This is a genomic window from Marinobacter sp. (assembly GCF_014859525.1).
In the GTDB taxonomy this organism is placed as follows: Bacteria; Pseudomonadota; Gammaproteobacteria; order Pseudomonadales; family Oleiphilaceae; genus Marinobacter.
Window position 1 is genome coordinate 1 of record NZ_JACUUB010000018.1, and the last position, 26,855, is coordinate 26,855.

The 26,855-nt window shown below is 56.1% G+C and carries 20 protein-coding genes; 8 read left to right on the forward strand and 12 right to left on the reverse strand.

The genetic code is table 11. The annotated features are described in order from the left end of the window. Positions 1-182: 182 nt before the first annotated feature. Complete coding sequence (locus tag IBX51_RS06195; RefSeq protein ID WP_291829821.1) at positions 183-1,214, reverse strand: AraC family transcriptional regulator; 1,032 nt, start codon at positions 1,212-1,214, stop codon at positions 183-185. Positions 1,215-1,459: 245 nt separating this feature from the next. Here IBX51_RS06195 and IBX51_RS06200 point away from each other — a divergent pair, with 245 nt between their 5' ends. Then, the gene (locus IBX51_RS06200; protein ID WP_291829823.1) at positions 1,460-2,332 is read left to right on the forward strand and encodes a MaoC/PaaZ C-terminal domain-containing protein; all 873 of its coding nucleotides are present in this window, start codon (positions 1,460-1,462) and stop codon (positions 2,330-2,332) included. Positions 2,333-2,342: 10 nt separating this feature from the next. Here IBX51_RS06200 and IBX51_RS06205 read toward each other — a convergent pair whose 3' ends face one another. The 6 genes from IBX51_RS06205 to pncC all read right to left on the reverse strand — a co-directional run bounded on the left by IBX51_RS06205 (position 2,343) and on the right by pncC (position 9,523). Next, positions 2,343-3,911: a response regulator gene (locus IBX51_RS06205; protein WP_291829825.1), complete on the reverse strand. Its 1,569-nt coding sequence runs from the start codon at positions 3,909-3,911 to the stop codon at positions 2,343-2,345. A gap of 51 nt (positions 3,912-3,962) precedes the next feature. Continuing rightward, entirely contained in the window at positions 3,963-4,583 is a 621-nt protein-coding gene (gene fixJ / locus IBX51_RS06210) for a response regulator FixJ (protein ID WP_291829826.1), read from the reverse strand. Between the two features lie 38 nt (positions 4,584-4,621). Further along, positions 4,622-7,030: a Lon protease family protein gene (locus tag IBX51_RS06215; RefSeq protein WP_291829828.1), complete on the reverse strand. Its 2,409-nt coding sequence runs from the start codon at positions 7,028-7,030 to the stop codon at positions 4,622-4,624. Between the two features lie 93 nt (positions 7,031-7,123). Next, positions 7,124-7,594: a flavodoxin family protein gene (locus tag IBX51_RS06220; protein ID WP_291829829.1), complete on the reverse strand. Its 471-nt coding sequence runs from the start codon at positions 7,592-7,594 to the stop codon at positions 7,124-7,126. 208 nt (positions 7,595-7,802) lie between these two features. Beyond that, on the reverse strand, positions 7,803-8,855 hold the full coding sequence (gene recA, locus IBX51_RS06225; protein WP_291829831.1) for a recombinase RecA: 1,053 nt from the start codon (positions 8,853-8,855) through the stop codon (positions 7,803-7,805). A gap of 167 nt (positions 8,856-9,022) precedes the next feature. Beyond that, positions 9,023-9,523, reverse strand: a complete 501-nt coding sequence (pncC, locus tag IBX51_RS06230; protein ID WP_291829833.1) for a nicotinamide-nucleotide amidase — start codon at positions 9,521-9,523, stop codon at positions 9,023-9,025. Positions 9,524-9,626: 103 nt separating this feature from the next. Here pncC and mutS point away from each other — a divergent pair, with 103 nt between their 5' ends. Together mutS and fdxA are read left to right on the forward strand one after the other, a co-directional pair. Further along, positions 9,627-12,257 (forward strand): DNA mismatch repair protein MutS, encoded by a 2,631-nt coding sequence (mutS, locus tag IBX51_RS06235; protein WP_291829835.1) that lies wholly within the window; start codon positions 9,627-9,629, stop codon positions 12,255-12,257. Between the two features lie 161 nt (positions 12,258-12,418). Then, positions 12,419-12,742 (forward strand): ferredoxin FdxA, encoded by a 324-nt coding sequence (gene fdxA / locus IBX51_RS06240; protein WP_008937661.1) that lies wholly within the window; start codon positions 12,419-12,421, stop codon positions 12,740-12,742. Between the two features lie 84 nt (positions 12,743-12,826). On the opposite strand, the gene IBX51_RS06245 is transcribed toward fdxA, so the two are convergent. The 3 genes from IBX51_RS06245 to IBX51_RS06255 form a co-directional block, all read right to left on the reverse strand. Further along, on the reverse strand, positions 12,827-13,858 hold the full coding sequence (locus tag IBX51_RS06245) for a hypothetical protein (RefSeq protein ID WP_291829841.1): 1,032 nt from the start codon (positions 13,856-13,858) through the stop codon (positions 12,827-12,829). Positions 13,859-14,162: 304 nt separating this feature from the next. Beyond that, on the reverse strand, positions 14,163-15,539 hold the full coding sequence (locus IBX51_RS06250) for a solute carrier family 23 protein (protein WP_291829844.1): 1,377 nt from the start codon (positions 15,537-15,539) through the stop codon (positions 14,163-14,165). Between the two features lie 93 nt (positions 15,540-15,632). Continuing rightward, the gene (locus IBX51_RS06255) at positions 15,633-17,261 is read right to left on the reverse strand and encodes an acyl-CoA synthetase (RefSeq protein ID WP_291829846.1); all 1,629 of its coding nucleotides are present in this window, start codon (positions 17,259-17,261) and stop codon (positions 15,633-15,635) included. Between the two features lie 149 nt (positions 17,262-17,410). Here IBX51_RS06255 and IBX51_RS06260 point away from each other — a divergent pair, with 149 nt between their 5' ends. Genes IBX51_RS06260 through IBX51_RS06270 form a run of 3 tightly spaced genes read left to right on the forward strand, consistent with a single transcriptional unit; the run spans position 17,411 to position 20,799 of the window. Then, positions 17,411-18,919, forward strand: a complete 1,509-nt coding sequence (locus IBX51_RS06260; RefSeq protein ID WP_291829849.1) for a sensor histidine kinase — start codon at positions 17,411-17,413, stop codon at positions 18,917-18,919. Next, positions 18,909-19,571, forward strand: a complete 663-nt coding sequence (locus tag IBX51_RS06265; protein WP_291829851.1) for a response regulator — start codon at positions 18,909-18,911, stop codon at positions 19,569-19,571. Before IBX51_RS06260 ends, IBX51_RS06265 begins: the two co-directional genes overlap by 11 nt. Positions 19,572-19,608: 37 nt before the next feature. Continuing rightward, positions 19,609-20,799, forward strand: coding sequence for an NAD(P)/FAD-dependent oxidoreductase (locus IBX51_RS06270; protein ID WP_291829852.1), 1,191 nt, complete (start codon positions 19,609-19,611; stop codon positions 20,797-20,799). Between the two features lie 5 nt (positions 20,800-20,804). Here IBX51_RS06270 and IBX51_RS06275 read toward each other — a convergent pair whose 3' ends face one another. Together IBX51_RS06275 and alkB are read right to left on the reverse strand one after the other, a co-directional pair. Further along, complete coding sequence (locus IBX51_RS06275) at positions 20,805-22,343, reverse strand: phospholipase D family protein (RefSeq protein WP_291829854.1); 1,539 nt, start codon at positions 22,341-22,343, stop codon at positions 20,805-20,807. Between the two features lie 109 nt (positions 22,344-22,452). Then, positions 22,453-23,103: a DNA oxidative demethylase AlkB gene (gene alkB, locus IBX51_RS06280; RefSeq protein WP_291829856.1), complete on the reverse strand. Its 651-nt coding sequence runs from the start codon at positions 23,101-23,103 to the stop codon at positions 22,453-22,455. A gap of 85 nt (positions 23,104-23,188) precedes the next feature. Between alkB and IBX51_RS06285 the strand changes: the two genes are divergently transcribed. Both IBX51_RS06285 and djlA read left to right on the forward strand, forming a co-directional pair. Beyond that, complete coding sequence (locus IBX51_RS06285; protein ID WP_291829858.1) at positions 23,189-25,990, forward strand: HD domain-containing phosphohydrolase; 2,802 nt, start codon at positions 23,189-23,191, stop codon at positions 25,988-25,990. Positions 25,991-26,040: 50 nt separating this feature from the next. Next, positions 26,041-26,823 carry a co-chaperone DjlA gene (gene djlA, locus IBX51_RS06290; protein WP_291829860.1) on the forward strand — a complete coding sequence of 261 codons (783 nt, stop codon included), beginning with the start codon at positions 26,041-26,043 and terminating at the stop codon, positions 26,821-26,823. Positions 26,824-26,855 lie beyond the last annotated feature (32 nt).

A 26,855-nucleotide genomic window follows, 5' to 3' on the forward strand; every position in this document is an offset into this window, starting at 1 on the left:
CCGCGACCCCCGGCGTGACAGGCCGGTATTCTAACCAACTGAACTACCGCTCCGCGCGGGTTGTCTGCTGAGCGGCCTTGCGACTACTCGGTGACAACGAGGCCGCATTATAGAGAGCGGCCCGACTATGTCAACGATTTCCCCGAACTTTTTTATTTTTCCTGTTCGAGGGGCCGCCGCCGTCACATGGCATCGACCATCGCATCTTTGCCCTGCGCTGTTTTCCGATATTCGATCGGCGTCATATTGGACCAGCGCTTGAATGCTCGATAAAACGTGCTGGGCTCGGAAAACCCCGTCAGATAAACGATCTCATCAATGGACTCATCGGTCGTCGCCAGTAACTGACGAGCCAGTCGATAACGGAAATCCGCTAACACCTGGTTAAAGCTGGTCTCAGCCTCTGTCAGCCGTGTGCGCAGTGTTCTTGGCTTAATGCCCAACCGATCAGCGACGGCATCCAGAGTCACTTCCCCACTATCGAGCAATTCTGCGATGATACGCTCAACCTGCCCGACGATGTCTTTCTTCTCCAGTCTCGCTACCTGCTCACTGGCAAAGCGTTCGTGCAGCGCCAGCAATTCAGGCTCGGCGTGGGGCGAGGCATGTGCCAGCATACTTGCCGGAAAATACAAACGATTTTCTTCAGCGCCAAACACAACCTCGCACCCGAGCACTTCCTTGGCGTGCTCCTGGCCCTGATCCCGCTGATGCTCAAACTCAATTCGAGAGGGGCAGAAGCTGCCATCCGTAATGGACTTGAAAAACGTGATCAAGCCCTGCACAAAGCACTCGTTGAAGTGTCTGAGCCGGCGAATTTCATCCGAAGCCGCATCCAGCACCATACAGGCCTCATCGCCCTCGATGAAAAAATCGGTGTTGGCGGCGTCACTCAACAGACGCTGATAATTCTGCGCCCGGCGCAACCCCTCCCCAAAGGAAGGACTGCTCAGAAAAAGATATTCCAACACCTGCCCTTTGTAAGCAGGCAATAGCGGGCCAAGGTGCAATCCCACGTCCGGATCACCAGAAACATCCTCTACCGCCTGCCAGAAATAGAGCTGAGCACTGTGAGGCGTCCGGAGCTGGTCGGTGTATACGTATCTTTCGTCAACGCCGAGGCGACTGAAGATAGCATCGGTATCAATACCCTTCTTCTTCATGGCCTCATAAATCAGGCGCAACATAACGCCCGCATCACGTAGTTCCTGCATAGTTTCCCGCTTATTTTTTATTGGTTACTACTTTGACCCACCGGACGCAGCCATTGGCGCGCCAGGTCAATGCCCGGTCTGGTCGGGTTTGCCAGACTGCAAGGCCTCCAAGCCTTTCGTCGTATATTAGAGCATATCAGGCCACAGACACACAGTTGTACCAGAATGTAGAGTAAATCTTTAATGACCACACTTATACACGGGAAAAAAATTGGCCGAACGGGCCCATTCAGGAGAGTGCCATCATGACAGGAACACGGGTTTATCACAGCAGGCCACCGGCGCTGCTGCCGCTGTTCGGTAGGGCTTTGATACCGAAAATGCAAAAGCCAGGCGCAACCACAAAAATACCGGAACTGCAGATCGAGCTTGTTGGCGTTGCTACCGATACGCCCGTCTTACCCCGTTATGCCGAGCTCTGTGGCTTTACAGCCGGCTCCAGGTTGCCGTTAACCTGGCCCCACATTCTGGCCTTCCCACTGCACCTGAAATTACTGACCGACAAGCAGTTCCCCTTGCCGCTTCTGGGCCTGGTACATCTGCGCAATACCATCACCCAACACCGCCAGATCAGTGTTGGTGAGAACCTGGATATTCGGGTATCACTGGGAAACCAGCAAACAACGAGCCGGGGTATTGAATTCGACCTGATCACGGAGGCCCGCTCCGCCGGACGATTGATTTGGGAAGAAAACAGCACCAACCTGTTCCGGATGACCACCGTCACAGATGGCAAGCCCAAGGCAACACCACCCAAACTCGAGCTCTATCCGTTTACTGAAATCATCACGGCAGCTGAGAACCTTGGGCGACGCTATGCGCAGGTTTCGGGAGACAGCAATCCCATTCATATGCATGCATTAAGCGCAAAAGCGTTTGGTTTTCCCCGGGCGATTGCTCATGGCATGTGGAGTAAGGCCAGAGCCCTGGCGTTGCTGGAACAGCAGGAGGCATGGAAGGCGGGGCCCTTACGTGTGAGCTGTCAGTTCAAGAAGCCGTTGTTTTTGCCGAATACCGCACAACTGAACTGGCAAACAAGCGACCAAGGCTGGGATTATCAAGTGCTCAATGCAAAGGGAGATGCGCCACACCTGAGTGGCCACATCGAATGGCTATAACGCTCGTATCTTAATCGACCGCACAGGGCTGCCCATCAACCCCCGCGATGGGCAGGGTGAAGTAAAAACAAGCTCCTCCGCCCTGCTCTGGCCGCTCATAACCAATGTCGCCACCCTGAGCCTGGATCAGTGAACGACAGGTGGCAAGACCAATGCCCATACCGTCATCCTTGGTGGTGTAAAACGGATGAAACAGCTTTTCGACCGCGTCTTCATGCACTCCGACCCCGTGGTCCAACACTTGAATCCGAACGCATTGCTCACCACATCGCCGAGCACTGACCTGCACCGGGGCTGACGACTCTGCGCTGCGGGTTGCCTCAAGAGCATTTCGAATCAAGTTAAGCGCAACCTGTTGCACCTGAATCGGGTCTGCCAGCACATCGGGCAGATCATCCTCAAAATGCACATCAATGCCCCCGTCGTTGTTCCGCATATCCACTTCTGCGAACTGCCGTGTATCTTCCAGCAAAGCCGGCACGGACAGAATCTCTTTACCCGTCGCCGGCTTTTTCATGAATCTGCGGATACGACGGATAATTTCGCTGGCCCGATGCGATTGCGCTTCAATTTTATCCAGTGTCTCCTGCAAAAGAACGAGGTCTGGCTGCTCTTTTGCCATCATTCGCTTGGAAACCCGGGCGTAATTGGTAATCGCGGTCAACGGCTGATTGATCTCGTGAGCGAATCCTGCTGCCATCTCACCCATGGTGGTCAGACGAGAGGTGTGAGCCAGCTGATCCCGTTGTTCCTGCACCAGAGCTCTGGCGTCTTCCAGCGCCTGCTCATTTTTCAACTCAATCGTAATATCGCGGAACACAACAACGGCGCCATGCAATTCGCTGTCATCCAGTTTCGGCGTAGAGCGATACTCTGCAGGAAAACCGCTGCCGTCGGCCCGCAACATGCGAATATCACGCTGGCCTTCGGCCACGCCCTGCCGACACGTTGCCATCACCGGAAGACTGTCCTGACACTGCGCTGCGGTTGAGAAGTGAAGCTCGAAGAAGCTCTTGCCAATCAGGTCCTCTACAGGACACCCCATAATCATCGCCGAGGCGGGGTTGGCAAACTCAATAATACCGTGCTCATCCAGCCCGTATATGCCCTCGCTGATGGAGTTCAGTATCCGTGCCTGATCGCCCTGGAGCTCTCGGTTGCGGGCTTGCAGCTCACGCTCAAGGCGTATCACGCGACCGTGGGTCTTAACTCGGGCAATCACTTCCTGGGACTGGAACGGTTTGGAGATGTAATCCGCCCCACCAAGGCTGAAACCTCGGACTTTGGCTTGCAGATCGTCAAGTGCAGAGAGAAACACAACGGCGCAATCCGATGTCTCCGGATCGGCCTTCAGGCGTTCACACACCTCATAGCCGTCCATTTCCGGCATCATGATATCGAGCAGAATCACTTCGGGATGATGGCGGTGGGCAAGGTCCAGCGCTTTCTCGCCTTCATTGGCGATCAACAGACGGTAACCTTTGTCTTTCAGGGTCTCGTAGAGGACCTTCAGGTTCTGCGGATTATCATCCACCAACAGAACCGTCACCTCGGAATTCTCAGTGACAACTTCAGTCATAGAAACATGGCCGGTTAAAAACGTCGTCGTATCATGACGATGTAGACAGACCTAGTCGATAAGTTCCTTTACGGACAGAACCATACGCACCAGATGTGCCAATGAGTGGGTTCCCATCTTGTGCATAACTCTGGACCGATGGATTTCGACCGTACGCTGGCTGATCTCAAGCTCAATCGCAATGACCTTGTTGGCCTGCCCGGCAATCATACGGTCCATAATTTCCCGCTCACGGGGTGTCAGGCTTTTAACCCGCCGAACGATCTCCTGCTTCTCATCCAGAGACTTGCGTTGCTCGCGGTCCTGCTCAAGGGCGGCTTCGATTTTTTCAAGCAGCGCCTCTTCGCGATAGGGTTTCTGGATAAAGTCCACCGCGCCTTCTTTCATGGCATCAACCGCCATCGGTACATCACCATGACCCGTAACAAAGATGATGGGTAGAATCGAGTGCTTGTCGTTCAGCTTCTTCTGCAACTCCATGCCATCCATACCCGGCATACGGATATCCAGCACAATGCAACCCGCCATCTTATCGGAATAGTCCGCAAGAAAAGCGTTGGCGCTCTCGTAGGGCTTCACCGGCTTGCTGTCGGATTTGAGCAGCAATTCGAGTGAGTCACGGACGGCTTCGTCGTCTTCTACCACATATACAACTTGCTGGATATCAGTCATCGATCTGTACTCTCCTGTCCGTTTTATTATGAGGCCAGTCAGTGGATGGATGGGTCTTTATGATCATCCCGGGCGTGTTCCTGGCGTTCGTGTTCCCGCATGGTTTCCAGTCGCTGCTGAATAATGCCGAAAACACTCTGCCTGGGGTACCTGCCTTTGTCATCGGCTTTGCCTGCAGGCTTGCCCAGCAACAGTGTGATGGCTTCTTCCACACGGGCAACCGGATATACAGCAAAACTGCCGGCCCTCGCCGCTTTTACCACCTCACTGTCAAGCATCAGGTTCTGCACGTTGGTGGCTGGAATAATGACACCCTGGGTGCCGCTGAGCCCGCCTTTAAGCTCGCACGTGGTGAAAAAGCCCTCGACCTTTTCATTCACACCACCGATCGGCTGCACTTCACCAAACTGATTCACAGAGCCGGTGATGGCAAGGTCCTGCCGTACCGGCATGCCAGACAACGCAGACACCAGCGCACAAAGCTCGGCCAACGACGCACTGTCGCCATCGACCTCACCATAGTTTTGCTCGAATGTCAGACTGGCCGACAGATGCATCGGGTCTGTGACGGCAAAATGTGAGGCCAGCCAGGAGCTGAGTATCATCACGCCCTTGGAGTGGATGTTACCCCCAAGCTTAACGTCACGCTCAATGTCCATTACCCCGCCATCACCATAGTAGCAGGTTGCCGTAACACGGTTAGACAAGCCAAACTCGAAACCACCCGTCGACAGCACAGACAGGGCATTTACCTGGCCCACGCAGGTGCCGGTGGTTGAGACCAGTGTAGAACCGTCCCGGACAGAATCATAGAAATGGTCCCGAATACGACTGCTGCGATATCGGGCACTCTCAAGCGCACGCTCCACATGCACATCGGTAATCAGTTTTGCGCCGGCTTGCCTGGCCCAGAAATCAGACTCCCTGAGCAGATTGGCGATATCCGCCGCATGCAAAGACAACCGATCCTGATGTTCAGCCATTCGGGCACTGTGTTCAACAATACGAGCCACCGCCTTGTTGGAGCAGTGCAACAGCTTTTTCTCAACCACCAGACTGGCGATAAACTTGGCATAGAGCAGCTGACTTTCTTCCGTGCGGTACATCTCGTTCTCAAAATCCGCCGTTACCCGGAATAGTTCCGCAAACTCGGAATCGTATTCCTGCAACAGCATCCAGGTTTCACGGTCGCCAAACAGTACAATTTTGACATCCAATGGCACCGCTTCCGGCTCTATGGAAATGGTGCCCGACAGGGTTAATTCCCGCTCCAGCGAGTTGATCTGCAGTGCACGCGAACGCAAAGCGCGCTTTAGCCCATCCCAAACGAACGGTTGTTCAAGCACCTTGATGGCGTCCATCAGCAGGTAACCGCCGTTTGCCTTATGCAGGCTACCTGGACGAATCAGGGAAAAATCGGTGAACACGGTGCCTTTGAAAGTGACGTTCTCAACATAGCCAAACAGGTTGTGATAAGTGGGGTTATCCTCCACCACCACAGGCACTTCGTTGGTTTTCTGGTGCACCAGCACGTTAACCAGGTAACGCCGCGGCGTTTTCTTGTCCAGCGAGGCATAGGCAATCGCGGCCCGCTCCTCGTCGTCTTCCAGAAAGATATCCAGATTGTCGACCAGATCCTTACGGACCGCTTCAAGATACGCCACCACATCTGACAACGTCTGATACTTTGCAGTCAGTTCGTCAATCTGATGACCGGATATACCCTCGAGGGTTTCCTGGTTGAGAGCGTGCTGTTTTTCCGCGTATTCCTGCTCCCAATCAGCCAGTTTGCGCAGCGCCTGGCGGAGCTTTTTCTCCAGTTTATTAACGGAATCCTCAAACTTGTCCCGCTGCTCCTGTGTCAAGGCCTGGAACGATTCTGCAGTATGAGGTTCGTCGCCGTTCATAGCGACCAGACGGTAACCACCCGGGGTGGTAATGTTCAGGCTGACTTTTTTACGCTTGGCCTGTGCAGCCACTTTTTCCAGCTCATCTTCCTGTTTCTTGGCGTATTCATCCTTGAGCTTTTCGGAACGCTCCAGAAAACTGTCGCTGTCAAAGGTCTGGGGAATCATTTTGACCAGCCTTGCCATCAGCTTTTCCATGTCCTGTTTGAGCTGAGTGCCCAGCCCGGCAGGCAGCTTTAATAATGTCGGGTTACGGGGCTCTTCGAAGTTGGCAACGTAGCACCAGTCGTGGCTTGCCTGCTCGGTGTCGACGTGGTGCTCCAGGTACCTCAGCATCATAGTGCGCTTTCCCAATCCATTACGTCCGACCGCGTAGACGTTATAACCTCCATGTGGCATCGCCAGGGCGAATCGAACCGCCTCCTGGGCACGATTCTGGCCAACGATTTCGGCCAACGGCTCCAGTTGCCGGGTGGTTTTAAACGGCAGATCTTTCAGAACGCAGGATTTGTAAAGCTGGTGCAGTGGCAGTGACTTCAAGTTCGATTCCCGTTGTGTTCGGCTTTGTGTGGTAACTATGGCTGGCATTGTAGTGTTTGAGCATCAGCCTGTCGCGTATCCCTTCCGGTTTTATCAGATCAGGCCTGCGTCCAGACTGGCCGCCACGTACATGCCAAGTTCACGGCACTGCTCTGCAAACTCTTTTGTATAGTCTCCCTGGCAAACCAGAGGGTCCTGGATAAGCTTCCATCGCAATCCTGTGGTGATACTTTCGATAGCACGCCGGGTGCCGGTGCCGTCGTGGCCAGCACGGATGTAAAAAGTGAAAGGCAGGCCCTGGGTTTTTTCCAGGCAAGGGTAGTAGCTTCGATCGAAGAAATCTTTGAGGGCCCCTGACATGTAGCCGAGGTTTTCGGTGGTGCCGAGGATAATGGCGTCGCAAGCGAGTACATCCTCGGGGCCGGCATCGAGTGGTGCTTTGACGATTACGTCGACCGCTTCAATGTCCGAGTGGCAAGCGCCGCGCTGGATCGCCTCCCGTAATGTCAGTGTATTCGGAGAAGGTGCATGGGCGACTATCAGCAACCTTTTATTCTCTACCATGGTGATTCCGGCCTCTCTGTTGCACTGGAATATTGTGCGAGGTCAGGTCAGGGGTGCTGTCTCCCGGGAACCGCTACGAGCTCATCCATGAGCGCTTGACTCAGGCCATCCCTGGCCTTCGACATTCCCGGGAGACAGCACCCCAACCCAGACCAACCGAGCTTGGTTATCGGCCGTCCGGCAAACTGCCAGGGCGATCCAGCCCTCCTTAAAGCAGCTCACCATTTGCTTCCGCCGGCACTTCTGCCGCTTCTTTTGCGTCTTTACTTACCGGCTTCGGCATCAGCTTGTCGCGAACCTTGGTTTCGATTTCGTTGGCAAGGTCCATGTTTTCTTCAAGGAACTTGCAGGCGTTGGCTTTGCCCTGGCCGATTTTGTCGCCGTTGTAGGCATACCATGCGCCAGATTTGTCGACGAAGCCTTCTTTTACGCCCATGTCCAGAACTTCCGCCATGTGGTAAATGCCTTTGCCGTACATGATCTGGAACTCAGCTTGTTTGAACGGCGGAGCGACTTTGTTCTTGACCACTTTCACCCGGGTTTCGTTACCAACAACTTCGTCACCGTCTTTGACCGCACCGATACGACGGATGTCCAGACGCACGGAGCAATAGAATTTCAGGGCGTTACCGCCGGTGGTGGTTTCCGGGCTGCCGAACATCACGCCGATCTTCATGCGGATCTGGTTGATGAACACCAGCAGGCAGTTGGCGTGCTTGACGTTGCCGGTAAGCTTACGCAGGGCCTGAGACATCAGACGAGCCTGGAGGCCAACGTGGCTGTCGCCCATTTCACCTTCGATTTCCGCTTTCGGGGTCAGGGCGGCAACCGAGTCTACGATGATGACGTCAACGGCGTTGGAGCGCACCAGCATGTCGGCGATTTCCAGGGCCTGTTCACCGGTGTCGGGCTGGGAGACCAGCAGCTCATCGACGTTAACGCCCAGTTTTTCGGCATAGATAGGGTCAAGCGCGTGTTCAGCATCAATGAAGGCACAGGTTTTACCCTGCTTCTGGGCTTCGGCAATGACTTGCAGGGTCAATGTGGTTTTACCGGAGCTTTCCGGACCGTAGATTTCGACAATCCGGCCATACGGCAGACCACCTATACCCAGTGCTACGTCCAGTCCGAGGGAGCCGGTGGACACGGCAGGAATGGCTTCGCGGGGCTGATCGCCCATTTTCATTACAGCACCTTTGCCGAACTGACGTTCAATCTGGCCGAGTGCTGCGCTGAGTGCTTTCTTGCGGTTGTCTTCCATTGTTACCTGACCCTCGTTTGCCGGAGCTGCCGCACCTCAATGATTGTAGGTACCAACAGCAAAATTCGAAGCGATCACACCAGAGGTATCCAGTGCTTTCCTGTATATATGAACAGTATTAAAACATAAGCGCCGGCATAGACCAACCCCCGCTTTCGCGAAAATCATCACAGCTTTTTCAGAAACTCCGTAACTCCTTGCAACACATACAAAACCGACTGACGGCGCACCTGATCACGATCGCCATCGAAGTGTTGCACGCTGGCCTGGGTGTTATCGGGGCCTGTGCCCCAGGCAAACCAGACGGTCCCCACGGGCTTATCCGCACTGCCGCCGCCGGGGCCGGCCACGCCGCTGATAGCAACAGCCACATCCACACCCGCAGCGCTGAGCGCGCCTGCCACCATCTGACGAACCACTGGTTCGCTGACGGCACCGTGCTCCATTAAGGTTTTTGCCTGTACGCCCAGAATAGCTTGTTTGACTTCGTTGCTGTAGGTGACCAGGCCGGCCACGGTATACGCGGATGAGCCTGCCCGGTCGGTCAGTATTTTTGCCACCCAGCCGCCGGTGCAGCTTTCAGCCGTGGCAATGGTTTTTCCCTGCTCTGCAAGCAGGTCGCCCAGAGCGTTTCCGGCTTGCTGTAATTGATGATCTGAGGCCTGCATGGTGTTCTCCAACGCTGTATGACCAATCCGTTCGTTTCCTCACGGGCATTATTTTCTTACAATCCCCGCTTTCACCCAAAAGCACGATCAACCGGACGCCTCCATGTCAGCAGCCCAGACCGATCTCTCCAAGCACACGCCCATGATGCAGCAGTACCTGAGGATCAAGCGCGAGCACCCCAACGAGATGGTGTTCTATCGCATGGGAGATTTCTACGAGCTGTTTTATGACGACGCCAAAAAAGCAGCGGAATTGCTGGATATTACGCTGACCGCCCGCGGCCAGTCCGGCGGCAACCCTATCCCAATGGCGGGCGTGCCTTTCCACGCGGCTGAAGGCTACATTGCCCGCATGGTTCGCGCAGGTCAATCCATTGCCATTGCCGAGCAGATTGGCGATCCGGCCACGAGCAAAGGGCCGGTTGACCGGAAGGTGGTGCGTGTGGTGACTCCGGGCACGCTCAGCGACGAGGCGTTTCTGGAGGACCGCCGCGACAACCTGCTGGTGGCCATCTACCACCATAAAGAGCACTTCGGTTTTGCGTCTCTGGACATTTCCAGTGGTCGTTTTGCGGTGTCGGAGCTAGAAAACCTTGAAGCTCTGCAGGGCGAACTTCAGCGCCTGCGCCCCGCGGAAATTCTGATCAGTGAAGACTTTCCCTACAGCGACACGCTGCAAGGTTACACGGGCATTCGCCGCCAGGGCCCCTGGTTGTTTGAGATGGACTCTGCGCGGCGCGTCATCACCCAGCAGTTGCAGGTTAAAGATCTGACTGGATTTGGCTGTGAAGACCTTAGCCTGGCCATCTGCGCCGCCGGTTGCCTGTTGCAGTACGCCCGGGAAACCCAGCGTACCGCCCTGCCCCACATTCGCAAGCTGACTCGCGAGCGCCGGGAAGACGCGGTAATTCTGGACGCCGCCAGCCGCCGTAATCTGGAAATCGACACCAACCTTATGGGCGGTCAACAACACACTCTGGCCTGGGTGATGGACCGCACCGCCACCGCCATGGGTGCCCGCGAACTGCGCCGGTGGCTGAACCGACCGTTGCGGGATGTTGAGGCGGTACGCCAGCGCCAGCAATCCGTGTCTGCCCTGCTAGACGGCTTTCACTACGAGCCCACTCACGACTTGCTCAAACGGGTGGGCGATATTGAGCGGATTCTGGCTCGTGTGGCACTGCGCTCTGCCCGGCCAAGAGATCTCGCTCGCCTGAGGGATGCCTTTCAGGCGTTGCCAGATCTTCAGGAAACCCTGAAACCGGTCAACTCTCACTACTTGGTCAAACTGGCCACGATCATCAGCGAGTACCCGGAACTGGCAACGCTGCTGGAGCGAGCCATCATCGAAAATCCACCCGTGGTGATTCGGGATGGCGGGGTGATTCGGGAAGGCTTTGATGAAGAATTGGACGAGCTGCGCAACATCAGCGAGAACGCCGGCCAGTATTTGCTGGATGTAGAAACCCGAGAGCGCGCACGCACTGGCATCAGCACATTAAAAGTGGGCTACAACCGGGTGCACGGCTACTACATCGAGATCAGCCGTGCCCAGTCTGACCAAGCACCGGTTGATTACATCCGCCGCCAAACCCTGAAAAACGCCGAGCGATTTATTACGCCCGAGTTGAAAACGTTTGAAGACAAGGCCCTGAGTGCCAAGAGCCGAGCCCTTGCAAGGGAGAAAGGCCTGTACGATGAGGTTCTGGAAACCGTGGCGGAACAACTGGCGCCGCTGCAGGATTCGGCGCAGGCGCTGGCCGAGCTGGACGTGCTCAGTAACTTTGCGGAACGCGCCGTCAGTCTGCGCTTCACGGCGCCGGAGTTTACCGAGCAACCCGGTTTTGATGTCGAAGAAGGCCGGCACCCGGTGGTTGAACAACTACTGGATGAACCGTTCGTACCCAACAACCTGTTGATCGACAACAAACGCCGCATGTTGGTCATTACCGGCCCGAACATGGGCGGTAAGTCTACCTACATGCGCCAGGCGGCATTGATCGCTCTGCTGGCATACACCGGCAGCTTTGTGCCAGCCCATCGTGCGGTGCTGGGCCCCGTGGACAGGATATTTACCCGCATGGGCTCATCCGACGACATCGCCGGTGGCCGTTCGACCTTTATGGTTGAAATGACCGAAACCGCCAACATTCTGCACAACGCCACTGAAAACAGCCTGGTGTTGATGGATGAAGTGGGCCGCGGTACCAGCACTTTCGATGGCCTGTCACTGGCCTGGGCCACGGCAGAGCATCTGGCAAAAGAAATTCGTTGCTATACTTTGTTTGCCACTCACTACTTCGAGCTGACGCAACTGGCAAACGACCTGGAACACGCCGTAAACGTGCATCTGACTGCCACCGAACACGACGACAGTATTGTGTTTCTACACAATGTGCACGATGGCCCCGCCAGCCAGAGTTATGGCTTGCAGGTGGCCAAACTGGCCGGCGTGCCCCAGGAAGTGATTCGCCATGCCAAGGCACAGCTGGCGCACCTCGAAGGCAGTACAAGCGGATCAACCCCGGCATTACACGCGCCAGAAACGGCCATTCAGGCACGGCCCGCAACCACACAACAACCGGTTGGCGAGGCAGTTTTTCAGGGCGATATGTTTGCCAGCATGGACCCGAGCGAGGTTGAGGCGGCGCTGCGCAAACTCGATGTGGATGAACTGACTCCCCGGGATGCGCTGAATCAGCTGTACGAACTCAAGGCACTTTTGCGAAAATAGCGGAAACAGGGCCAGAATTGACCTGTGTAATAAGGTTATAGCAGTGGAATGCTTGCGGGCACACGAGGCGCTCCCTACAATATTGCGCACCTAATTATAGATGGGGCCGGTGATCGAAGGCTCCTGATGAGACTGACTATTTACGAACCAGGGATCTGACTATGGCGTTTATCGTTACTGATAATTGCATCAAGTGCAAATACACCGACTGCGTGGAAGTCTGCCCGGTAGACTGCTTCTACGAAGGCCCCAACTTTTTGGTCATCGATCCGGACGAGTGCATCGACTGCGCCCTGTGCGAGCCCGAGTGCCCGGCAGAGGCGATCTTCTCCGAGGACGAGCTGCCAGCGGATCAGGTTCAGTTTGTAGAGATCAACGCAGATCTGGCCGGCAAGTGGCCAAACATCACTGAAAAGAAAGACCCACTGCCAGACGCAGAAGAATGGGATGGCAAGCCTAACAAGCTACAGTACCTGGAGCGCTGACACGGAAATCACTACTCTCTGCAAAAAAAGCCGGAAGATCCACATCTTCCGGCTTTTTTTGTCAGATCAAGGCAAGGTTCGGTATCAGGATTCGGCCAACAGCTTCTTCGCGGAAGCGGATCGGTAGAAGGCACCAAGTCTGCGACGGACCAGAGCCTCAAGATAGCCCTCCTCACGCAACACATCGATGACGGGAAGTACCAGAGCCTCAACCTCGGTGACGATCACCTCCCGGGTTACGCCGACATCCTGCAGCAACTCCATAACCGGTCGATCGCCATACTTGACGAACAGATGGTCAACCACCGCCTGGGCGCAGCCGTCAAAGTAACCGGTCTTGCGGAAATTCAACCAGAACTCATAGCCAAGCACAACAAACGCCTGCAGTTCCACCTCGCCCAGACCTTCTTGCAGCTCATCAATGGTCTTCGTTTCGAGCGAAACCCAAGCCGCCATGACACTGTCGCGGAGCTCCTCGTCCGAGAAAGCCTTGTGCAGGAACTGCTCACTACGGGCAATCAGGCCCGGCAAACTGTCTGACAGCCAGGCTTTGATTCGTCGTTCAAACGTTTCATCCAGCCCCGGCACTGCTTTGTTGGCCATCTTTTTGCCAAACTTCATCATCGAACCAACGCCAGGCACGGAGCGGGCGATCATGTTGTCTTCGTACAGGTAATTCACCAGGCCGTGATACACCACGTTAGACACTAATTCCTGGTAAACCGGATGCGCCATGATCTCAGTGATGATCCGCTCACGCTGATTGCGCAGCTCCAAGGCCTCCTCGATAAAGTCGCTGGCCTGCTCCCGAGACAGAATCTCGCCCAGTGTAGTATCCGACTGAACCTGCGCCTTCATTACCTCTGTCGCCATTTCTGCGGCCAATTCAGGAATGCCGGCATCCAGCTCCATGTCCATAACAATACGTCGAATCACGCCCATAACCTGATCGACACTGATCAACCGCCCCAGCGTGACCGTGCCTGCGCGATCAAGAAGTTCGTCTACCTCCTGATCCAGAAACTTTTGCAACTTGGCCCCTTTCAAGGCCGCCATCTCATGTTTAACGTGCGCCTCAAACAGAGAATCAACAAGGCTTGGGGTGGTTTTAGTCATAAACCTGGCATCCTTTGGCATAGAGTCCTGAAATCAGGCGTTGAGGCTAACACGAACCGGGCACATGCGGGTTTGCCCGAATTACCGCAGGAAGGGTATCACAGGGCCAGTCGGCAAGGCTGGCCACTTAATAACACGAGAAGCGCGTTACACCTCGAGCTCTTTCAGATTCTGCTGCCACGAGCAGCGGCGGACCTTCGCAAATCATTGCAGTACACAACCTGACAACGAAAAAAGGGAGGCATAAAGCCTCCCAAGGACACACAGTGGGTTGATGCCGCCGCCGACCGCAGCGACATCAGGTTCAGTGTTCTTTTGCTTTTTCCGCACCCGGGGCTTCCGGGTCTGGAGTAAATCGAAGAAGGTGAGTGCGCTCGATCAAGAAGAACAAGACCGCGCCAGTGGCCAGGCCCCAGCCTGCGCCATAGACCGCCAACACCACGCCCATCGTGCCGGCAATGCCGCGCTCGGTATTATTCTGTAGTTGCTCAAAGCCAACCATCAAACAGATATAGCCCGTCAACAGCAGAGTCAGTGACAGAGCAATCGGAAGCACAGGCTGGAAGAAGCTCACCAGCGGCAGCATAAACAGAGCAATAAAGCCCGTAATCCAGAAAGTACCACCACCGCTGTAGATGGAATCCATGGCGTTACGACCATACTTGTAGCGCTCAGCCATGGTTGCCGTGACCGCTGTCCAGATAGGACCGGCCAGGCCAGGGTATGGTGCAAAGAAGGCATGGCCGCCGTTACGGATAGCGGTTACCAGGTGAGCACGGTCGATGCTGTTATCAATGTCTTCGTCTTTGCGCAGGTGATCAACACGGCTCATCAACGATTGCCCAACCACGATGTCGCCGAAGGCAATAACGTAGGCAATAACCGCAGTCGGAATGGCGTACAAGAAGATGTTCAGGTCCGGGAACCCAACCGTGAACGGCAGGTAGTTCCAAAGTTGGTCAAACGCGGGTTTGGTGATGCCCCACTCAACATTCGGCACATCGTATTCTCCCGTGGCAAAACCCACCAAAATAGCCACAACCATGCCGGGCACCATGCCGTAGTTAGCGATTTTGCGAGCCAGATTGTTTTTGTCCACAAAGCCTTTGAACGACACCGAGAACATTAAATACAAGCAGACCAAGCCACCCACAATCAATGAAATTGGCGTGTTTGCCAGCCGGCCACCGGCCTCGATCTCGCCCATCAAAGCGGCAATACCGGCACCGATAATGATGCCGCCTTTCATGGAGCGCGGAATCCACTCGACCAGCTTGCTGCCCAGACGAGTCACGCCAAGGATCAGGAAGATGAGAAACACCAGGAATTGCAGGGCAAACAGCGCCTGAATAGCCTCGGGGCCTGGCTCATAATCTGACAGGAAAAGCAGTACTACAGGGATACCTGGCGTAATCCAGCCCGGCACCAACGGCACACCCAACAGAGCCGGAAGCATAAAACCAATACCACAGATAACCACGTACGCCAGTGCGACGTCGTAAGGCACGCCAAGATAGGTTTCAAGCAGCGGAATCATCGCCAGACTGACCACGAACATGATCAGCGCCTGGACCATCTCCGCGAATTCCCAGCGGTAGTGGACAAACGGAAGACGAATTTTAAACGGGCCAGCGGGCCAGAACGGTTGCTCTTCACCGTTTTTTCTGTGGAACATTTGCATAATGCTACCTCCGGGCACCCTTGCTCAGGGGCCAGTCAATGTTGTTTTTGTGACGAGGTTCAGCGGCACCCATCGGTGCCACCGTTCAGCAGATCACTTCAGTTCTTTGGCCTGATCCCGCAACACGAACTTCTGGATCTTGCCGGTGGATGTTTTCGGCAGCTCCGAGAAGACCACGGTTTTGGGCACTTTGAACCGGGCCAGATGCTCGCGACAGAATTCGATAATGTCCTCTTCAGACACATCACCTGCCTCGGGCTTCAGGGTGATGAAAGCACAGGGCGTTTCGCCCCACTTTTCATCCGGCCGGGCCACAACGGCCGCTTCCATGACCGCCGGGTGGCGGTACAGGGTATCTTCGACTTCGATGGTGGAAATATTCTCACCACCAGAGATGATGATGTCTTTCAGGCGGTCCTTGATTTCCAGGTAGCCGTCTTCGTGCCATACCGCCAGGTCACCGGTGTGGAACCAGCCGCCGCGGAAGGCTTCTTCTGTCGCTGAGGGATTCTTCAGGTAACCCTTCATCACGGTGTTGCCGCGCAGGAAGATCTCACCAATGGTTTTGCCATCCTTCGGAACCGGCTGCATGGTGCTGGGGTCACCCACCATGGTGCCGCCCAACGTGTGGTAACGAACACCCTGACGAGCTTTAATCTGGGCACGCTCACGCAAAGGCAGCTCATCCCATTCAGCCTTCCAGGCACACACCGTCACGGGGCCATAGACTTCCGTCAGGCCATACACGTGAGTCACCTTGATGCCCATTTCCTCGATAGATCCGATCACCTGGGCAGGGGGCGCCGCGCCGGCGGTCATGGATTTCACTTCGTGATCAATACCAGCTTTGGCCTCTGGCGATGCGTTCAGCAGCGCGTTCAGCACGATTGGCGCACCACACATATGAGTTACCTGGTGATCACGGATCAACTGCAGAATCTTCTCTGGATCTACCCGGCGCAGGCACACGTGAGTGCCGGCCATGGCGGTAACGGTCCAGGGAAAACACCAGCCGTTGCAGTGGAACATCGGCAAGGTCCACAGATACACCGGGTGCATGCCCATCGACCATACGGTCTGGTTACCCAGCGCGTTGATATAAGCGCCGCGATGGTGATACACCACACCCTTCGGGTTGCCAGTGGTGCCAGAGGTGTAATTCAGAGAAATGGCATCCCACTCGTCAGCAGGAAAACTCCACTGAAACGCCGGATCGCCTTCCTGCAGGAAGGCCTCGTAATCAAGATCGCTGACCTGCACGCCTTCGCCGTATTCCGGGTCGTCGACGTCAATCACCAGTGGCTTGTGCTCAAGGTGACGAACCGCATCTTTCACCACCTGGCCAAACTCTCGATCGGCAATCACCACCTTGGCCTCGCCGTGCTCAAGCATGAACGCAATAGCTTCAGCATCCAGGCGCACGTTGAGGGTGTTCAGTACCGCGCCCACCATCGGCACGCCAAAATGGCATTCGACCATGGCGGGAATGTTCGGCAACATCACGGCAACGGTATCACCCTTACCTATACCCCGGCCGTTCAGCGCAGAAGCCAGGCGGCGGCAGCGGTCGTAGGTGTCGGCCCAGTTACGACGGATAGCCCCATGAATGATCGCGGGATAATCCGGATACACACTGGCTGTGCGCTCGATAAAATCGACGGGAGACTGGACTGCGTAATTGGCATCTCGGGGCGCAAGGCCCTGATCGAAGATCGAAGTCATTGGCGTGGTCCTCTAACTCAGATGTTGTTTTTATGGCTTGTTCAGAAGAATAGCCAAAGCAGCTATACTTCAAAGTGCCGAAGATGGTAGATCAGAGCAACAATACTAGAAACTCTACCATGGTATTATGGGATAATTACTATAAGCCTATGAGCAAATCTAAAAAGCTGAACACCTTCAGCCCACTACTGACCAAAGATCCGCACCCCACCCTGGTGGTGAACGCCAGGGCCGAGGTACTCACCACGAATGCTTCCGCGGATGCTCTGGTAAACAAAGCGCAGCTGGGCAGCCCCGGCCAGTTACTGCCCGTGAATGCCAGCGCGCTGGTGACGTCGTCACTCGAGCAAGGGCGAGCCATTGAGAATGTGGAGTCCCGGTTTGCTGACACCATCTGCCTGTGGTGCTTCATTCCCGACCCGGAGAACCAACAAGTCTTGATCAGGGGGCGCGATGCGACCGAGGACATACTCACCCAGGAAGAAGCCCTCCGCTCCAGTCGGCTGTACCGCCTGATTACCGAAAACACCACCGATCTGATTTCTCGCCATGCCCCCGATGGGCGCTTCATTGACGCCACTCCGGCCTCCTGGCGACTGCTGGGCTACTGGCCGGAAGAGCTGCGTGGCCAATCGCTCGAAACGGTTTTTCGGGGACATCATGTGTCGGAACAGCTGGCTTTGACGCGACACAGGCTACAGGAGGACGGTTACGCCACCATGACACTGGAAATCCTGCACAAGAACGGCAGCCGGCGATGGTTCGAGATTGCCAGCCGGGCGATTCGTGAAACCTACACTGGCGCCGTAGTAGAAGTGATCAGCGTGTCCCGCGACATCACTGCGCGGGTCGAGTCAGAAGAACAGACCCGCCTGCTGGCCGACGAGCTGGCGCACACTGCCCGCCTGGCAACCCTGGGTGAACTGGCGTCCAGCATTGCCCATGAGATGAACCAGCCACTGGCCTCCATCGTCAACTTTGCCTCTGCCAGCCAGCGTTTTCTGAGAGAGGCCAGCCAGCAGCCGGACAAGCTCACCAAGGTTGACGACGGCTTACAGAAAATCGTGCACCACGCCAACCGGGCTTCGGAAGTGATCAAACGACTGCGGGCCTTTCTTCGCAAGGGTGAGAAGCGCATGGGGCCGGTTTCACTGAACGCTGTTATCAGTGACGTGGTGCGTTTATGCCAGTGGGAAGCCGACAAGAACGGTGTGCGGCTCTATGAGAATTTGGGCGAAGACTCGCCCTGCATCACGGCCGACCCGGTTCTTCTGGAGCAGGTGTTGATCAACCTGATCCGCAACGGCATTGAAGCCAACGTCGAGGCCAGCACTGGCCAGGACAACACCAAGACGTCTCGAATCGTGGTCAGCGCCTGCGTGAATGAGCAGCAGGAAACCCTGATTCAGGTGACCGATGAAGGCACCGGGCTGAGTGACGAAGGCATTCGCCAGATGTTCCAACCCTTCTACACCAGCAAGCCCAAAGGCTTAGGTCTGGGGCTTTCCATGAGCCGTTCCATTATTGAGGGCTTCGGCGGGTTTCTCGATGCCATTCCGGCAGATACCGGCGGGCTGTCACTGATCTGCCGGTTTCCAGCCAGCAACCCGCGCAGCAGCCACAAATGCCATTCAGGAGTAACCCCCGATGTCCGGTAACCCCCAGTCCCCCGCCAACACCGTGTATGTGGTCGACGACGATGCCGGCATGCTGGAATCCACACAATGGCTACTTGAATCCGTTGGGCTGGACGTAAAAGCCTACAGCGATGGCCGGCAATTTCTGGATGCGGTGGCAGGCAGTTCGCCCGGCTGCGTCATTCTGGATATCCGCATGCCGGGACTGGGCGGCCTGAATGTGCAAGAAGAACTGCAAAAGCGGAATCTGCATGTTCCGATTATTTTCATCTCCGGCCATGCCGACGTGCCCATCGTTGTGCGCGCATTCAAATCCGGCGCTTTCGATTTCATCGAAAAGCCGTTCAACGAACAGCTGCTCCTGGACAGTGTGCAGCAAGCGCTTCAAGGCGCCCCAAAAACGGCGGAAAAACTCACCCCCGATGGTGACACAGAAGCCCTGATCAGCACCCTCACCCGCCGCGAACGGGATGTGTTCCTGCCTCTGGCTCAGGGCTACACCAGCCGCGAGATTGCCGAGCAACTGGACGTCAGCGTCAAGACCATCGATCTGTACCGGGCCCGGGTGATGAAGCGGCTGGGTGCGGAGCGACTGCCGGATGTGACCGGCATCGCCATTGCCGCCGGGCTGCTGGATCCGGTGCAACTGAGAGCTGAAAAGCCCTCAGACTGATATACTGCCCGCCGGTTTTATCAGCGGCAGGCAGGCAATGGCAGTATCTTCATCACACTATGACGTCATCATCATCGGTGCAGGCGCAGCCGGATTGATGTGTGCGGCAACGGCCGGTTACCGGGGCCGCAAAGTGCTGGTGCTTGATCATGCCAACAAGCCCGGCAAGAAGATTCTGATGTCGGGCGGTGGCCGCTGTAACTTCACCAACCTGAACGGCACACCTGCGAATTTTCTGTCGGATAATCCCCATTACTGCATTTCGGCGCTCAAGCGCTACACCCCGCAGGATTTTCTGGACCTGGTGGATCGCCACGGCGTGGAGTACGAAGAAAAGGCACCGGGGCAACTGTTCTGCAAAGACAGCGCCAAAGACATTCTTAATGTGCTGCTGACCGAGTGCGAATGGGCCGGCGCAGAGATCCGTATGAACACAGCGGTGTCCGGCATTCAGCGCTCAGCTTCCGGATTTACCCTGGCAACCCGGGTCGGCTCATTGAGCTGCGAATCCCTGGTGATCGCCTGCGGCGGGCTGTCGATACCCACCATGGGCGCCACCGGATTTGGCTATGAAGTGGCCAAGCAGTTCGGGTTGACGGTATTGCCAACGCGGGCGGGGCTGGTGCCATTCACGTTGCATCCTGAACTGAAACAACAGCTGGCGCCGCTCTCCGGCGTCAGCTGCCCGGTAGACGCACACTGCGATCAGCAGCATTTCCGGGAGCCCATGCTGGTCACCCATCGGGGACTGAGCGGCCCGGCCATGTTGCAGATTTCCAGCTATTGGCAACCCGGCGACCCGGTGCACATCAATCTGTTGCCAGCGCAAAATGTTGAAGACGATCTGTTAACACTGCGCAGTGACAAACCACAATCTACCGTGGCCCACTACCTTAACCAGCATCTACCCAAACGTTTTGCCCAGGCGTTCAATGATCTGCAGGGGTGGAGCGGGCCTTTGCAGCAATGCCGCAATGCCGACATTGAATACTTGGCCCGAACGCTGAATAACTGGACCATTCGGCCTGCAGGCACGGAGGGCTATAGAACCGCGGAGGTCACACTCGGCGGCGTCGACACTCGCCAGCTCTCATCCAAAACCATGGCCGCACTGGACCAGCCCAATCTGTACTTCATCGGTGAGGTCGTCGATGTGACCGGGCACCTGGGCGGGCATAATTTTCAGTGGGCCTGGGCCTCCGGGGTGGCGGCAGGCAACGTCGCCTGACAAACTCAGAGGTACTTCTCGATCGGCAACCAGGACAGCATCCGCGACGCCGCCCGACGCCAGAAGCCGACCTCGGGCTCCCGGTGCCACTCCTGATCGCCGGATTTCCAGGCGATCCTGCCGTCTGAACCCAATACCACCCGCCAGCTGTTCTCAGGCTTCAGGGCATCGTCTATATCTTCTGCCACCGTTCGGGCCAGCTGCGGGCTGCGAATAATCAGCGCGGTTTCGCCGTTCAGATAGATCGACCGAAGATTGACGTTGAAGGAGCCGATGAACAAGGTTTCCCGATCAAACACCACAGCCTTGGAATGCAGGCTGACCATGCCCTGATCGCAGGCCTCATGGTTAGTGATCCAGCGCTTGCAGGCGGGAGCGTCCGGGCGCAGCTCGTGCAGCGTGATACCCTGCTCCAGCATGTCGCGCCGCCAGCGCGCATAACCAGAATGATTGGGCACCAGATCGTTGGTGGCCAGGGAATTGGTGAAGGCGGTGACGCTCAGAGTCTCATTGTTCAGGTTATCCAGCCCTTCCAGTTGCGTCTCTGCCAGAATCAGATAAGCCGACTCGATCAGAACGTCAGACCGGGCAGATTCAATCAGACCATACAGCGCCCTGGCAGTGGCTCTGGGTGCGTTTGCCGGAGCCTCGGGATCTTCAGGTGGCGGATCAAATACCAGTTCGCCATCAGCCTGGACCATAGTGGCAAACCAGGTCTCCAGCAGCTGCTCAGCACTGCCACGGCTCTGGGGCAGTGCTGCTTTAAACGCCTGTGGTTCCGTCGTCTGCCGGCTCAGCCGGGACAGGTTATCCAACGCTTTTGCGGACTCCGGTAGCTTGTAAAGCTGGCCAAGTGGGTAAGCCCAACGATTATGCCAGTAGGCCTCAAAATTATCCGTCATGCCGGCTGCCAGAGGGCCCAGCACCATCACGTCCCGGTCACGGAAGTTCAGCTGCGGATCTTCATCAAAGTATTCATCACCGATATTGCGGCCACCAGCAATACCTACCTGCCCATCCACCACAAACGTTTTGTTGTGCATGCGGCGGTTAATGCGGTCAAAATCCGTAATGAACGACAACCATCGCCCCACGCCACTGCGCGACGGCGACGGGTTGAAAATCCGGATCGCGATATTGGGATGAGCTTCCATCACCGCAAACAGCGATTCTTTGCCTGCCACATTGATGTCGTCCAGCAGCAGCCGGACCTGAACACCACGATCAGCGGCTGCCACCAATCGTCCCGCCAGATAACGACCGCTGGCATCGTCGTTCCAGATGTAATACTGGGCGTCTATTCGATGGCTGGCGGCCTCGATCAAGGCAGCGCGAACCGTGAACGCATCACGCCCGGTATCGAGTAACTGAAAGGCAGAATAGGCAGATTCGGGATCAAGTTGCATCCGGCGTTGATCCATAACAAAGGAGTCTGGCTCAGAGGATAGCGTCAAAACCGGTCCGTGGTCGACCGGCGGCAACCCACGGGCGCAGCCAGCAAGCAGCCCCAGCATCAACAACGCGCCCAGACGGACAAACATCATAACAGACAGCTGTCCAAACATGGCTTCACAGTTCCTGGTTACCGTAGCACTATCAACGGTCATTTATCGGTTTTCAGCATGGTTAAAGCCACGTTTGGCGACAAAAGCATTAACCGGCCTTGCGGAACGTTAGATTGTATCGAAACTCATCGGTCAGGGGATGGTGACCTGCTTTAAGCGTTAACACCCCGTGATAATTCAACCGGGCGACACCGCCCCAGACCACGACATCGCCATGTTCCAGGATAACCCGCTGCGGACGATCGCTGCGCCTGAGCCCACCGAACTGGAATACGATGGGTAACCCCAGCGACACAGACACAATCGGCTGGGAAAAGTCCCGCTCGTCTTTGTCTTGATGCAAGCCCATCTTTGCTCCGGGCCGATAGCGATTAACCAGACAGGCATCCGGCTCAAAACCGGGAAACCCCGCTCGTTCGGCCGCTTGCTGTGCCAACGCGAAAAATTTGGGCGGCATCGCTGGCCATGCCCGACCGGTTTGAGGGTCGCAGCTCTGATAACGGTAACCTCTGGCGTCGGTGACCCAGCCAAGGCTACCGGCACAGGTCATCGCCGCAGACATTGAATGCCCGCCCGGTGTCACCATATGGCGAAACGGCGCTTGCGCTGCAATATCAGCCACGGCTGCCATCAATGCCGGTGAAGCGCTACTGGCAAAGCGGCGCAGAACCACCACCCCGTCGCCCACCGGTTCACTCCAGCCCTCGCCATCCACGGAATCAAACAGATCATTCATCATAAGCCAATAATTTCATAGAAAATCACGTCAACAAAGACTCAGCGTCTAAACTGAAAAAAGATTTCATTTTCAGCAGAGCGCGCACATGCAACCACATCGCCAACTCGCTCAGGTTTCTTTGGCCTTCCTTATCGCATCTGCCATCACCCTGGGTATGTTGATTCTAACCGTTGTACTGGTGGGCCAGAGCTTCCACGGCATGGAACAAGCCAAGGTGACCGCCGCCAGCGCCACGGCCCGGCAACTGGCAGTCAGCGTGGATGACCGGATTAACGCCATTACCCAACCGCCGTCCACTGCTCTTGCAGTGCTCCGGCACGATCCACTCACAAGCGCGGATACTCTGCAGCAACGCCTGGAGCGGCTGCCTGTGATCGCCGATATTCTGGCCAGCAGTAACGTTGTCAGTGCTGTGTACGCCGGTTACGGCAGTGGCGATTTTTTCCTGTTCCGGAAAGTACAAAGCTCTGGCTCGGCTCAGTTTCCGGATGCACCCGCTAACAGTCATTACCTTTTACAGAGTCTGGAACGGAATGATGCAAGCCACACCGGCGTCTGGCGTTTTTACGATCGCAATCTGAATCTGGTCGAGCACAGAGAGCTGGCCAGCTACGATTACGATCCGCGACAGCGGCCCTGGTATTTGGCGGCTCAGGGTGTCGATGATCTTCGGCTATCGGCACCCTACGTTTTCTTCACCACCGGTGAAACCGGACTCACCCTGTCCCAGAGAGCCAGCAGCCAAGTTACAACGGTGCTGGGCGCAGACGTAACCGTAACGGATCTTGGCACTCAACTGACCGAACTTAAGCAAACCCCCGGCAGTCGCATTGCCATATTGAACGCCTCGGGCGAGTTGCTTGCCAGCTCCTCGCAACAGAACGAGCCCGATGCGGTGCTGCTCAACGCTCTTCAGCCTGCAAACACAACTGGCATCAAGCAATTCGCCAGTGGCGATCGCGACTGGTACGGCATCAGCGAACCTCTTGCAGCGCTTCCCGGAGAGGCGTTATCCATCGTAATTGCTATTCCGGCTGACGAGTTACTGGCCGATGTCTGGACCGCCCTTACCCGGCAAACCCTCATCGCGGGCACCATCGCCCTGATGTTACTGATGATGGGTTGGCTATTGGGCCGACAAGTGGGCAAACCAATCGAGCTTCTGACCGACCAGGTCGGCAGGCTCTCAAAGTTTCGGTTTGACGCTCAGGTTCGGTCAAACTCCCGCATCCGCGAAGCCTCAGCGCTGGGCATTGCTCTGGACGACATGGCCCGCACCATACGGAGTTTTCAGAGCATCTCGACCGTGCTCAACCGGGGGCAGGATCTGAACCAGCTGTTGAAAGACATACTTGAGCAGCTTGTCGGCATCGTAGGTCAGAAACGGGGCGCGGTGTACCTTTACAGCCATCACGATCACAAACTTGAGTTGTCGGTTAACCGTGATCTGGAGCTACCTGCCACGGTGCAACCGATCGCGCCAGACGCAGACGACAACGAAGTTATCCGGGAACTTCGCAAATACATTACTGGCCACCCGGTATTTGCGATCCTCAGAAACCGTCGCAGAAAACTGATTGGTGTATTGATTATCGAGATCGAGCATGGCAATCAGACCAACCTCAGCGAGGATCTGATTGTCTTTGTGGACGAGATTGCCGGCTCGGCCGCGGTTGCCATCGAAACCCGGGAGTTGATTGAAAGTCAGCAAGCGTTGCTGGATGGCATCATCCGTCTGGTTGCTAATGCCATTGACGCAAAATCCCCGTATACCGGGGGCCATTGCGAGCGGGTGCCCAAACTTGCGCAGATGCTGGCGGAACAGGCAGAGCAAAGCACACAGGCGCCCTTTGCCCGTTTCCGGATGACCGATGACGAACGTTATGAGTTCCATCTGGCCGCCTGGCTGCACGACTGCGGCAAGATCACCAGCCCGGAATACGTGGTCGACAAGGCAGTCAAACTGGAGACCATCCACAACCGCATACACGACATCCGCACTCGCTTTGAGGTGCTCCACCGCGATGCGGAAATACGCTACCTCCGCGCATGCCAGGCCGGTGAAGACCCGGAACGCGCCGCCCGTCAACGTGATCAGGATCAGGCAAAACTGCAGAGCGATTTTGCCTTTTTGGCGCAGGCGAATCAGGGCAGCGAGTCGATGTCTGATGACGATATCCAACGTATTCACAATATCGGCGGTCGAACCTGGCTCCGGAACTTCAGCGACCGCCTGGGATTATCCGGTGACGAACAGGTGGCTATCGCCGACCATCCGCAAACACCTCTGCCCTGTGTGGAGACGTTGCTGGCAGACAAACCCTGGCACGTGCAAGCCTGGGGCGATCACGTGCCACCGGTACACAAAGACGACCCTCGTAACCGCTGGGGTTTTGACATGGAGCTACCGCAGCACAGGTACAACGCTGGCGAAGTGCATAACTTGACCATTCGCTATGGCACCCTGACGGCCGAAGAGCGCTTCAAAATCAACGAGCATATCGTACAGACCATCTGCATGCTCGAAGCCCTGCCCTTGCCCGACCGCCTGGCCAACGTACCCAGGCTGGCCGGCACCCACCACGAACGCATGGACGGCAACGGTTACCCCTGCGGACTGGATGGCAGCAAAATGAGCATTCCGGAAAAAATCATGGCGGTGGCGGATGTGTTTGAGGCATTGACCGCTGTAGACCGCCCCTACAAACAGGGAAAAACCCTGACACAAGCACTTACCATCATGGCGGACATGGTCGACAACGGGCACATAGACCCTGAGGTGTTCAATCTGTTTGTCAGCTCTGGCGTATGGCAGCAGTACGCCAAAGAGCACCTGCGCCCGGAGCAAATTGATAAGGTTGATGAAAGCCAATTCATGAAGCGATGACAAAAAACACGTATATTCTACGGACTGATCTACTCACTAAGGACGTCTGAATGCTGTTTGCAATGATTTTCGGTGGCCTGATTGGTTACGCCATCGGCCGTTTTCCGGGATTTCTCGTGGGCGCTGCGCTTGGTGCGTTTCTGTTTCAGAGAGCAAAAAGCCGGCTGATCGGTAAGATTCAGAACCTTCAGACCAACTTTGTTGAATCGGTATTTGCGGTGATGGGTGCCTTGTGCAAAGCCGATGGCGTGATCACCCGCGACGAAATTGAACTGGCCGAAGCCATGTTTGTGCGGTTCCGGCTAAACGAAGAGCAGAAAACCATCGCCAGAGAGTCGTTCAACCGGGGCAAGCAACCGGATTTTGACCTGGATGCGGAGTTGAGCCAGTTTCTGCAAAATTCCGGCCGCCAGCCCGCGTTCCTGCAAATGTTCCTGCAGGTTCAGGTGTCTGCGGTGGCCGCAGATGGCAAGGTACACCCGGCCGAGCACGAGATGCTGGTGCGCATTGCACGGGGCCTTGGCCTTCCGGAAAGCCAGGTTGATCAACTTGAAGCCATGCTGCGTGGCGCCCATGCCGGGCATGCGGGTGGCAGCCAGAGTTACTCTTCCGGCCAGCAAATTGACGATGCCTACAAGGTGTTGGGTGTTTCTCCGGGTGCGTCGGATGCCGATATAAAACGCAGCTATCGAAAACTGATGAGTGAAAATCATCCGGACAAAATGGCTGGGCGCGGCATGCCGGAAAGCATGCGAGAAATGGCGGAGGAGCGCACCCGGGAAATAAGCCATGCCTATGATGTGATCAAAGAAGCCCGCAAGAAGGCATCCTGATCAGCCCCGTTACTGTCCTTGCGTTGAAAACC